Origin of the sequence: Okeania sp. SIO2B9, assembly GCF_010672505.1 — a bacterium.
GTDB lineage: Bacteria > Cyanobacteriota > Cyanobacteriia > Cyanobacteriales > Microcoleaceae > Okeania > Okeania hirsuta.
This window is the reverse complement of the sequence record NZ_JAAHGK010001212.1, coordinates 1-2,314: the sequence shown is the minus strand read 5'-3', so window position 1 is coordinate 2,314 and position 2,314 is coordinate 1. Positions and strand designations below refer to the sequence as shown.

1 protein-coding gene is annotated in these 2,314 nt (G+C 40.6%); it reads left to right on the top strand.

The genetic code is table 11. The features are described from left to right. Positions 1-435 precede the first annotated feature (435 nt). Complete coding sequence (locus tag F6K13_RS29040; RefSeq protein ID WP_124145109.1) at positions 436-1,935, top strand: NAD(P)/FAD-dependent oxidoreductase; 1,500 nt, start codon at positions 436-438, stop codon at positions 1,933-1,935. Positions 1,936-2,314 lie beyond the last annotated feature (379 nt).

The window sequence follows — 2,314 nt, the reverse complement described above, 5'->3', positions numbered from 1 at the left end:
TCTTATATCAATTTTGGGAAAGGGAACCAGATGGGGAGATTGGGAAATAGTCCGATTTAATATTGAAGTGTGGATAGAATTATAAACATATACTGTATAACCGGATTTTATATTAAACAGAACTTACGCAAAGATACTATATATAGTAGATAAAAACTATAGCACTATGGTATATATAGCGTTTTTCTCGGAAAAATGCGTAAGTCCTGTTCAACCCAAAAGAAAAAGATAATTATCTTTTCTGTGGCGGGTTTAATACCCCACCATCAACGGGGGTGCTTAAAATTGTGTGGGGTTTGAATCCATAAGCAATTTTCCCTTCTGTCTTTCCTAGGTCATGCTACGCAAACAGTTCCCACTGCCTTCTGCCTTCTTCAAAAAGAGGTCTTAGATTAATAACTGTTAAAGCTATTGTCAAAAAAAAATTAATATGATATGGAAAACTTTAATGTAATAGTCATTGGTAGTGGTATTGGAGGATTAGTTGCAGGAGCAATGCTAGCCTACTATGGCAAAAAAGTATTAGTTTGTGAAAGCCATGCTATCCCTGGGGGTGCTGCTCACTCTTTCTCCCGCCAAGGTTTCCACTTTGACTCTGGCCCTTCGTTTTATTGTGGATTAGCTGACCCCAATAGTCTCAATCCTTTACAAAAAGTCCTAGAAATTTTGGGAGAATCTATTGAGACAGTTGTCTATGACCCTCTGGGACACTATCATTTTCCTGAAGGTAGTTTACCTATCTATTCTGATGCGTCGTCCTACATAGAAGCTGTTGCTAAGTTCACAACTCAAGGTGCTGAAGAATTAGAACAATTTCAAGAGCATCTCTTGCAAATATATAACGGCCTGAAAGAAATTCCCACTACAATTTTAAGAGCTGATTTTTGGTTAATTCCTATTTTATTGGGAAAATATGGATTATCTTTGCTGAAGTTACTGCCTTCTCTCAGAGATATTGGGGGTTCTGTTGGGCAAATAATGGACAAATGGGTGCAAGACCCATGGGTACGTCGTTTAATAGACTTGGAATGTTTTCTCCTCTCTGGTTTAAAAGCTGATGGTACTGTTGCTCCAGAAGTGGCCTTTATGTTGGGAGAACGTTCTAACTCAGTTGTGGAATATCCTATGGGTGGTAGTGGTGCTATAGTTGATGCTCTGGTTAGAGGTCTAGAACGTTGGGGTGGTGAGTTACGCTTGAATACTCATGTGGAACAAATATTGATAGAGTCTGGCAAGGTAATAGGGGTGCGGTTGCGTGGGGATGAAGTTGTTAGAGCGAATATTGTGATTTCCAATGCTACGATTTGGGATACCTATACTAAGTTATTGCAATTAGAAGATTTACCTTTTTCTTACCGCGAAGTTGCTTTGGCGACTCCTGCTGTAGAAAGTTTTATGCACTTACATTTGGGTATTCGTGCTGATGGTTTGGAGGATTTGACGGGACATCATGTGGTTGTGCTTGATGGGGATGTTGATATTAGCACTCCTGGCAATACTTGTATGATTTCTATTCCTTCGGTTTGGGATTCTCATCTTGCTCCCCCCGGTCATCATGTGGTTCATGCTTATACTCTGGAATCTTTTTCTGGTTGGCAAAAGGATGACTCTTATCAACAACGCAAACGTGAAAAGGCTGAGTCTTTATTTTTGGCTTTGGAAAGGGTTATTCCTGATGTCCGACAACGTATAAGTCTGGAGTTAATTGGTTCCCCTCTTACTCATGCTCGTTTTTTACGACGTTATCAAGGTTCTTATGGGCCAGCTATTGTCGCTGGTGATGGTAGTTTCCCTGGGCCTCATACTCCTATTCCTGGTTTGTATCGAGTGGGTGATAGTACGCTGCCTGGTATTGGTGTTCCGGCAGTGGCTGCTTCTGGGGTGATTTGTGCTAATACTTTGGTTTCTGTTTATAAGTCTTTGTCTTTGATTTAGCTGTTTATTTTTTAAGTTATGGGGAGAGAGGCGATCGCTTACTTAATTGATTGAATAAAAAATCAAGAGTACGGGCGAGTTGCAACCCATAATACAATACTACTTGGAAAAAAATCCCCTGTCAACTCTCTTTACCCTTCCATGGCGCGGATTTTTTTGGGAATGGTTTGGCTCATATTTTTTGAGTTGGTGGTTCTGTGGATGATGGGGGGATGGGGACCCACCCTTAACCCCTCCCAGGAGGGTATGATATCAAATCCGGTAGCATCGGAGTAATTAAACCTGAATTTTCGGCCACCAATGGTACTGGGTTATAGCCTTGATTGCAAATTGCTGTGTTAAAAGAACTTGACAACGCTCAAACAGAATTTCTTCTAAC

What these genes read in the sequence shown, in the direction of transcription:
- F6K13_RS29040 (WP_124145109.1), top strand. Translation starts at nt 436, where the DNA reads ATGGAAAACTTTAATGTAATAGTCATTGGTAGTGGTATTGGAGGATTA.